This is a genomic window from Nonomuraea sp. JJY05 (assembly GCF_043496855.1).
In the GTDB taxonomy this organism is placed as follows: domain Bacteria; phylum Actinomycetota; class Actinomycetes; order Streptosporangiales; family Streptosporangiaceae; genus Nonomuraea.
Map to the genome: position 1 here is coordinate 81,547 of NZ_JBIEIS010000051.1, position 9,013 is coordinate 90,559.

General features: G+C 67.9%; 4 protein-coding genes. 2 read left to right on the forward strand and 2 right to left on the reverse strand.

What is annotated here, in order from left to right; genetic code table 11:
- Nucleotides 1-246: 246 nt before the first annotated feature.
- Both ACFKCF_RS50995 and ACFKCF_RS51000 read left to right on the forward strand, forming a co-directional pair.
- Complete coding sequence (locus ACFKCF_RS50995; RefSeq protein WP_394503235.1) at nucleotides 247-1,830, forward strand: CAP domain-containing protein; 1,584 nt, start codon at nucleotides 247-249, stop codon at nucleotides 1,828-1,830.
- 202 nt (nucleotides 1,831-2,032) lie between these two features.
- Nucleotides 2,033-3,562, forward strand: a complete 1,530-nt coding sequence (locus tag ACFKCF_RS51000; RefSeq protein ID WP_394503237.1) for a sigma-70 family RNA polymerase sigma factor — start codon at nucleotides 2,033-2,035, stop codon at nucleotides 3,560-3,562.
- A gap of 132 nt (nucleotides 3,563-3,694) precedes the next feature.
- On the opposite strand, the gene ACFKCF_RS51005 is transcribed toward ACFKCF_RS51000, so the two are convergent.
- Nucleotides 3,695-8,320 carry a ThuA domain-containing protein gene (locus tag ACFKCF_RS51005; protein ID WP_394503239.1) on the reverse strand — a complete coding sequence of 1,542 codons (4,626 nt, stop codon included), beginning with the start codon at nucleotides 8,318-8,320 and terminating at the stop codon, nucleotides 3,695-3,697.
- A 185-nt stretch (nucleotides 8,321-8,505) separates the two neighbouring features.
- A partial coding sequence (locus tag ACFKCF_RS51010; RefSeq protein WP_394503241.1) for a sugar phosphate isomerase/epimerase family protein occupies nucleotides 8,506-9,013 on the reverse strand: 508 nt, incomplete at its 5' end.

Here is a 9,013-nt window from a genome sequence, read left to right on the forward strand (position 1 = left end):
TGCCAAGCGCGCCAGGACGACCGAGTGCGCTCACGAAACCGCGTAATCCGTACGGGGCGACGAACTCCTTCTTGGTGAGCAGAGGGAGTGCTGATGAGCGAGAGGAGATCGGAAATCTCTTGCTGCCAATGGTGTCAAGAGCGGGTGCGCCCGAATCGAATCACGCCACGCACGCACGTCCTCGCGATCCCTTTCCTGACGTCTGGGACGCAAGAGGCGTCCCACGACAGACCAAGGAGTTCCCCTTTGCACCGCATCCTCGCTGCCGGTGGCGTCCTCGCGACCGTCGGCCTTCTGTCCTCGGCACTCATCGCCCCGGCTCAGGCCGCCCCTGAAGGGGCCCCCGCATCTGGAGAGCCGGTCGCCGCCCAGGACGCCTTCGATGTCGTCTCGTTCTGGCTGCGAAGCAACGGCAAGGCCCTCAAGGACTCCGAGGAGTACCACCCGGACTACAAGGTCAACACCCGCACCGCTCGCCTGAAGTCCACAAGTGCTCCCACGAGCGACGGCAAGCCGGGTGTCATCCCCGCGATCGGTGACGAGCGGACGAAGACCGCCAAGTCCAAGAACATCAACCTGCCCAAGAGCGTGGGCAAGGTGTTCTTCGTCCGTGACGGCAAGCCGTACTGGTGCTCGGCCACCTCTGTGCAGTCCAAGTACCGCAACCTGGTCGCCACCGCCGGCCACTGCGCCTACGACACCGACGACGACGGCCATGTCCTCGACCGCTGGGTCTTCGTCCCGGGCTACTACCAGGGCAGGGCCCCGTGGGGCATCTACGCCGCCAAGCAGGCCTTCACCCACTACGACTTCGACGTCTATGAGGACTTCGACCGCGACTATGCGTTCGTCTCGGTCTACAACGGACTCAAGGTCAAGCTGGTCGACGAGTGGCGCTACGCCGTCCTGGAGGACGCCGGTCGTCTGGGTGACGCCGTCGGAGGTCTGGGCATCGCCTACAACATCAAGCCAGGCCAGAAGATCTTCGCGTTCGGTTACCCGGCCGGTGAGCACCCCGACGGCGACAAGCCCTACACCGGCGTCAGCCCCAAGTGGCTCTACGGCAACACCACCAAAACAGTGGTCGACGCCACTCTGAAGATCGAGGAGCAGATCGTTCTCAAGGGCGCGGCCACCTACGGCTTCGACGGAGGCCCCTGGTTGCTGAAGTACCGCAACGACAAGCGCCTCGGCTACGTCAACGGCGTCACCTCCACCTTCATCGACGCCGACGACAACGGCCGCTACGACCAGATCGGCTCCCCGTTCTTCGACGGAGAGACGTACGGCGTCTACACCGCCGCCGCCAATGTCTGGTCCGGCAGCATCCTGCCCAAGGACCCGAAGGTGCGCGACCCGAGGCCCACCAAGGAGACCCCCACGACTGCGGCACCCTCACCCAGCTCCACCAAGACGCCCCCGCCGTCATCGGGACCCGTCGGCACGGCAGAGGAGAACGAGGTCGTCCGCCTGACCAACGCCGAGCGGGCCAAGGGCGGCTGCAAGCCGCTCATCCACGATCCGCAACTTCGCGCCGCTGCCTTCGGCCACTCCGACGACATGGCCAAGAAGAACTACTTCAGCCACGAATCCAAGGACGGCCGCAGCTTCATGGACCGCATCAGGGCGGCCGGGTTCACGGGAGGATCCGGCTGGGCGGAGAACATCGCCAAGGGCCAGTCGTCCGCGGCCTCGGTGGTCCAGAGCTGGATGAACAGCCCTGGCCACCGCAACAACATCATGAACTGCGGCTACAGCCTGATCGGTGTCGGCCTGGCCAAGAACTCCAGCGGGACGAACCACTGGACGCAGGTGTTCGCCGCCAAGTAGTCCTGCCTGAGCGAGGCGCGTAGATGGCTCATCCCACCGTCTCCGGCCTCATCTTGCTCGTGGTGCCGAAAATCTCAGAAATCGCGTAACCCGCAGGCGCGACGCGACTCACTCCTAATAGTGAAAGGAGCTCGGGCGAGAAGGTCATGGCCAGGTACGCCGGTGCGTCGTATCCGGGAGGGATGCACAAATTCTTGATCAGATGACGGAAGGTCGTATGTGCGAGGACGCGGAACTGACCCAGCGGGTCAGGGCCGGTGACAGCCATGCTGTCGTGGAGCTGTATGAGCGGCACCACGCGGCCGTCCTCGCCTTCGCCCGCCGTCTGTCCGCGGATCCGCAGGCCGCCGAGGACCTGGCCAGCGAGGCGTTCACCCGAACCTTACGGACCGTCCGCACGGGTGCGGGCGGTCCGTCCGGCGGGTGGCGTCCCTATCTGTATGCCGTGGTGCGTAACACGGCGGCCGAGTGGGCGCGGACCGACCAGCGTCTGGTCCTGATGGGCGAGTTCAGGGCTGAGGAGTTCGCCGATCTGCTCGTGACAGAGCCCGAGGTTCCCGACGACCTCGTCGTCCGGGCCTTCCGCTCGCTGCCGCCGCGCTGGCAGACCGTGCTGTGGCACACCCTGATCGAGGAGGAGGAGCCCGAGCGGGTCGCACGGATCCTCGGCATCACTCCCGGGAATGTGAGCGTGCTGGCCTTCCGCGCGCGCGAAGGGCTGCGTAAGGCCTACCTGGCCGCTCATGTTGTGGCCGGCTCGCCCGAGTGCCAAAGTTTCGCCGACCGGATGGCGACGGTTGTCCGCAAGCCCAGCAGTCGCATTCCCCGGGCGCTGCGTGCGCATCTCGACGTCTGCCCAAGCTGCGCACGGGCATTCGCCGAGCTGCGCGACCTCAACTCCACACTGCGGGCCGCGCTGCCGATCGTGCTGCTGCCGCTCGCCGTAGGGAAGGCCACCGCATCGAAGGGGGCCGCCATCGGGATGTCGGGCTGGGCGGTCCCGGTGACCGCTGCGGCAGCGGTGGTCGCCGCTACCGCAGCAGTCGTCTTGACCCTGCCGCCGGATCCCCAGCTCCCAGCGGCATCACCCCCACAGGCGTCCGCCGCGTCGACGTGGAGGGCGGTACCGTCATCCACACCCACACCGAAGTCCGCCTCCAAGCAGAAAGACACTCTGAAGCCGACCGCGGGCTCCACGGTCAGGACGGCCCCACGCACGCGGATCACCGACGTGGACCGATGCACCAGGCGGGCAGGCGGCCAGGTCACGGCGCGGTCGTGCACCACCCCACGCCATCCCCGGAAGACCGCCACAGCCCCGCCCGGGCCCACGACATTGGACATCGACCCGGTCACCACGAGCGCCCTGCGCAACGTCGGCACCCGACTCTGCCTCGACGTCCCCGAGGGCAGCCGCAACAACGTCGGGCAGATCTGGGTCTACAGCTGTAACGGCACGAGCGCCCAGCTGTGGACCAGAACGCCCTCCGGGCAGATCACCGTCTACGACGGCCAGAAGTGCCTGGATGCCCTGGAGCAGGGCAAGACCGACGGCACCGCGGTCGGCATCCGCGACTGCCAGGGAGGCGACAACCAGAAGTGGGCCTTGAACGCTGATGGCACGATCCGTGGAGTCGGCTCAGGCCTGTGCCTGGACGTGGACGTACCCACCTCCCGGGTCCAGCTCTGGTCCTGCCACGACGGCGACAACCAGAGGTGGCAGGCGATCTAGCGAGGTCGCGGCCGGGGGCCTGTACCGCGCCGGGAGGTCGTCTTCGCCCATCCGGCGCGTCGCTCGTGAGAGCATGCCCGTGCCGCTGCCCCGCTCGTAGCGGGGCAGCGGCTTATGAGGGGTGTTCGGTTGTCAGCCGCCGATGACCGAGATCATCTTGTCGGCGTCGCGGGTGAGCACCTGGCGTACGTCGGCGCGCGGGACGAGCTTCCCGTCCGCGACGAGTTTCTTGAATTCGGCGAGGAGCCGCACCGCTGTTTCGTCCTTGCCGGAGGCCTCGGCCTTACGGGCCTGGGTCAGTTTCCTCGTCAGCTTGTCGTGCGCGCTCGCCGACAGCCAGCTGGTGGCCCGGAATCGGTCGAGCAGGTTCTGCATGTCCCGTAGCGAGGTGGTGACGTTGAATCGCACCGACGTGGTCACCGTGTTGCCGGCGTTGTCCGTTGACGTCACTGCGACCGTGTGCTTGGCCAGCGTCTGCGTGAACAGTGGCAGCACCGAGCCCGAGGTGTGCGGGGCGCCGTCGAGGGTGCCGGTCGTGGTGCGGACGCCCGAGGTGGCGTCCACGGCCTCCCAGGTGATCACCACGTCCTGGGAATCGCCGTACACCTCGCCGTCGGCCACGCCCGATACAAGGAGGATGGGCTTGGTGCCGTCGATCTTCAGCACCGCCGCCTTCTCCTCCTCGCGATTGCCCGCCGTGTCGGTCGTGCGGTAGCGCAGTTCGTGCTCACCGTCACCGTCGACGACCACGGGCGTTCCTGCGTAGGCCTTCCAGCCGCCGCCGTCGAGCGAGTACTCGATGAGCTTGACGCCGGAGTGGGCGTCCTGCGCGGCCAGCTCGACCGGGACCGAGTCCTTGCTCCATCCGCTCTCGTTCGGCGGGGCGAACGAGGCGGTGGTCTGCGGAGCGGTCGTGTCGATCTTGAACGCGAGAGAGCGGGCCTGCTCGACGTTGCCCGCGCCGTCCCGCGAGCGGTACTCGAGGGTGCGCGCCCCGTCACCGCTCACCGTGAACGGCGTGCTGTACGCGGTCCAGGCTCCGCCGTCGAGGCGGTACTCGGTGGCGGCCACGCCGCTGCCGTTCTCCTCGTCCACCGCGGTCAGGGTGACCTCGACGGGAGCGGCGGTGTACCAGCCGTCCTTGCCGTTCGGCTCGGCCGGGTTCTGCTTCGCCGTGGTGGTCGGCGCGGTCTGGTCGGCTGGGCCACCGCCGACCTTGGTGAGGCGGAAGGTCTGGTTCGGCGTGGCCGAGCAGTTCCATTGGATCACCGCGGCGCCGTCGGCCTGGGAGACGCCGTTGATGTCGACGCACAGCCCGGTCTTGGCGGAGACGATCTGGAAGAGTCCTTCGCCGCCGCCGGTCGGAACCACGGTGAAGTACTGGTTGGGCGCGTCCCCGCTGCCGCTGGCGTGGCAGGTCCACTGGACCAGCTGGGTGCCGGGTGTGGCCGCGCCGCCCGGAATGTCGGCGCACTTGCCGCTGCCGACGTTCTTGAGCTGGTAGCCGCCGGGCGCGGTCATCAGTTCCCACCGCTGGATGGGGTCTTCGGCGGCGCCCATCTGGACGAGCTTGGCGTTGTCCGCGGTCGACGCGTTCTCAGTGGTCACGTTCTTGCCGCTGTGCTGGGCGGTGACCTTGTAGACGCCCGGCTCGATCGCGGGAGGCGGAGCCTCGCCCACGAACTGGACGGCGTCCAGGTCGAAGGCGTTGTTGGCGGAGTTCTTGAACACCACGTAGAGCGTCGAGGTGGTCGCGTTCGCCGCCACCGGGACGGTCTGGGTCTGCTGGTAGTCGTTCCAGCCCCCGGTGTTGGGGACGGCGGCGCTGGCCAATAGCCGGCCGGTGGGGGACTCGGCGCGCAGCTCGATCAGCCCGCCGCCGGTTGGGCTGGACAGGCGGTAGTTCACGCCCTTGACGGCGTGCAGATTCATCGGGGTGAACGAGATCCAGTCGTTGTTGCTGATGTCGCCGATGCGCTTGCCGCTCTCGGCCCCCGGTTCGTCGATGACCCGTACGCCGGCCTGGGCGTCGAAGAACTCAGCCTGCTTGCGCATCGGCTGCAGGACTGCCTTGGCACGGCCGGTGAGCGGCATTTCCTGCGAGCCGTCGGTGTAGTGGGCGTTGAGGACGTAGAACAGGTTGGCGCCGTCGGGGTGGCCGCCGAGGTCGCCGGTGTTGACGACGCCCTCGCAGCCGGGGATCTCCACGGTCTCGTGCTCGTGGTCGTCATGGCCGAGCGCCGGGTTGACGAAGACCTTGGCGCAGTCGATCTCGCCGTCCTCGGGGTCGGTGACCTTGATCTTGTACGGCACGTCCTGGCCGAACTGGATCGGCGTGCCGTTCAGCGGGGTCTCGATGGTCACCGCGGGCCGGCTGTTGCCGGCGGTGATCTCGATGTTGGCGAAGCCCTCCTTGCCGGTGCTGTCGGTGACCTTGAGCTGGGCGGTGAACCGGCCTGGGGTCTCGTACACGTGGGTGGCCTTGACCTGGGTGGAGTCGACGGTGCCGTCGCCGTCGAAGTCCCAGGCGTAGGTGAGGGAATCGCCGTCGGGGTCGTAGCTGCCGGAGGCGTCGAACTCGACGGTCAGCGGGGTGACTCCGTCGACCCGCGAGGAGGTGGCCTTCGCCACCGGCGAGCGGGCGCCGGCCGCATAGTCGATCCGGTAGAGGCCGGAGTCGTTGTTGCCGCCGCCGAAGTCGGTGCCCCACTCCAGCAGGTACATCGCGCCGTCGGGGCCGAAGGTCATATCCATCGGCTTGAGGAAGGGCGTGGTCCCCAGGAAGCTGTTGATCTTGAGGACTTGGTCGTTGGAGTCGAGGTGGATCTCCTTGATGTAGTGGCGCGACCACTCGTAGAAGAAGTTCACGCCGTCGAAGTAGGGCGGGAACTTGGTCTTCGAGGGGTTGTCCGCGTCGTAGCGGTAGACGGGGCCGCTCATCGGCGCCGAGCCGCCCGAGCCGAGCTCGGGGAAGGTCGGGGAGGTGCTGTAGCCGTACCACATGATCGGCTTCTCGATCGGCGGCAACTCGGTCAGGCCGGTGTTGTTCGGTGACTCGTTGACGGGGGCGGCGCAGTTGAACTTGGCGCCGATCTCCTTGGTGTCCGGGTTGTACGGCGCGTACGCCTGGTTGTCACCGTGGCAGAACGGCCAGCCGAAGTTGCCCGGCTTCTTGATGACGTCGTATTCCACCAGGCCCTCGGGGCCACGGTCGGTGGTGGGGCCGCCCCGGTCCGGACCGTAGTCGGCCACGTGCAGGTAACCCGTCTTGGCGTCGACGGTGAACCGGAAGGGGTTGCGGAAGCCCATGGCATAGATCTCGGGACGGGTCTTCGCGGTGCCCGGCGGGAAGAGGTTGCCCTCGGGAACGTCGTAGCCGCCGTCGGCCTTCGGCTTGATCCGCAGGATCTTACCGCGCAGGTCGTTGGTGTTGCCCGCGGTGCGGGCGGCGTCCAGCATGTGCTGACCGGGCCGCCAGTCGAGCGGCGCGTAGCCCTGCCAGTCGGGCGACAGGTTCGGAGGGACGTCGTCGCCGACGCTCAGGTAGAGGCTGCCGTCAGGGCCGAACTCGACCGCGCCGCCGGTGTGGCCTGGCTCGGGATAGGTCCGAGCGCGATAGGCGGGAATTTCGATGATCTTCTTCTCGGTGCTCAGGTCGATGGTGTCGCCCTGCACGGTGAACCGGGACAGCCGGTTGACGTCCTGGGCACTGTCGGCAGGCGACCAGTAGACATAGATCCACCCGTTCTGGGCGAATTTCGGGTCGAGCTCCATGCCGACCAGGCCGTCCTCGCCGCCGGTGTAGACGTCGAGGGTGGCGGCGGTGACGGTCATGTGGGTGTCGGGCTTGTAGATCTTCACCTCGCCCTGGCGCTGGACGTAGAACACCCGCCCGTCCGGGGCGACGTCCAGCTCCATCGGGTTGCTGGTGTTGTCGTCCAGGGCGACCTTCTCGAAGCTGCTCCATACGGTGCCGCCGCAGTCGCCCGGCTGGGCGCCGGCCGCCCACTCGACGCCGCCGAGAACGTGCTCGCGGAACTCCGGCTCGGCATAGGCCGCCGACTCGTGTCCCATGGCGGTGGCCCACACCCGGGCGCCTTCGGCCTGGCGGCACCAGGAGATCGGGTGGTCAGGACCCATGGCGGAGGGGCCGGGGTTGTAGGTCGTCTCGTCCGCGGCGACCAGGACGTGCACGTTGCCGCGCGGGTTGGGCGCGAAGTTGTACCACTCCTCCGCGCGCTGCCACCGCTGCGGGAGTTTCTTGGTGGAGGGGTGCACGCGGTCGACGACCTTGGCCAGCCCTTGGAGCGTGCCGGGCGAGTGCGCCGGCATGTGGGCGCCGCCGTTGATCAGCTCGTCCCACCAGGGGAACTCGTTCTCGATGCCCATGTCGAGCGCGTTGTGGATGGCCACGACGCCCTTGCCCGACCGGACGAACTTCTGCAGCGCCTGCCGCTGGGCGTCGTTCTCCCAGACCATGCCGGAGTTCTGCATCATGATCAGGACGTCGAACGTGGCCAGGTCGGTGTCGTTGAACACCGAGGAGTCGGCGCTCTGCACCACCTCGAAGTCATGGGCCGCGGCCAGCTCGTTCACCATCTGGATGCCGGCCGGGATGGAGGCGTGCACGTATCCCGCTGCTTTGGTAAACAGCAGGGCACGGAAGCTGTGGAGGGTGGCACCGGTCGCGTGGGCGGGAGCCGGCGCCAGCGCCAGCAATAAGGCTGGGAGTAAGAGGGCAGTGAGAAATCGTCGCATGGCGAATCTCCTGGGGGGTGCGGCGACACCTCGGACCGAGGTGTGAAGGAACGCTGCTGCGAAGGCGCGCGCCACTGGGGGCGCACGCCGACGCGCGTCAGGGGGGTGCGCAGGTGAGCTGGTGTCGGACGGCAAGGAGGCGTCGGGGGCGCGAAGGTGACCCGGTGTCGGATGGGCGAGCGGTGTCAGAGGGTGCGCAGGTAGGCGAGGCCGTCCGTGGCCAGCGTGTCCTGGCTCTCGGCGAGGGGCCGCCAGATGGAGGCCGCGGTCGCGATGGTCTGGTTGTGCGCGGTGAACGACTCGATGACGAGCGGCCCTTGATAGCCGACGTCGCGCAGGGCCCCGGCGAACCCGGGCCAGTCGAATCGGTCGGCGCCCGGCGTGCCGCGATCGGTGCCGCACACCTGCACGTGCGCGATCCGGCCGGCCGCGGCCCGGGCCGCCTGGGCGGGGTCTTTCTCCTCGATGTTCATGTGGTAGGTGTCGAGCGCCAGGTGGCAGTCCTCGGGCAGCGCGTCGAGGGCTTGTTCGACGGTGTTGATGAGGCTGGTCTCGTATCGGTTGAGCGGTTCGACCGCGAGCTTGATCCCGCGGTCGGCCGCGTAGTCCAGGACGGGCCGCAGATGCTCACGCAACTCGGCGTAGACCTGCCGGCGCTCGTCCGGCGACAGTCGCCAGGTACGGCCGACCGAG

What these genes read in the sequence shown, in the direction of transcription:
- ACFKCF_RS51005 (WP_394503239.1), bottom strand. Translation starts at nt 8,320, where the DNA reads ATGCGACGATTTCTCACTGCCCTCTTACTCCCAGCCTTATTGCTGGCG.
- ACFKCF_RS51000 (WP_394503237.1), top strand. Translation starts at nt 2,033, where the DNA reads ATGACGGAAGGTCGTATGTGCGAGGACGCGGAACTGACCCAGCGGGTC.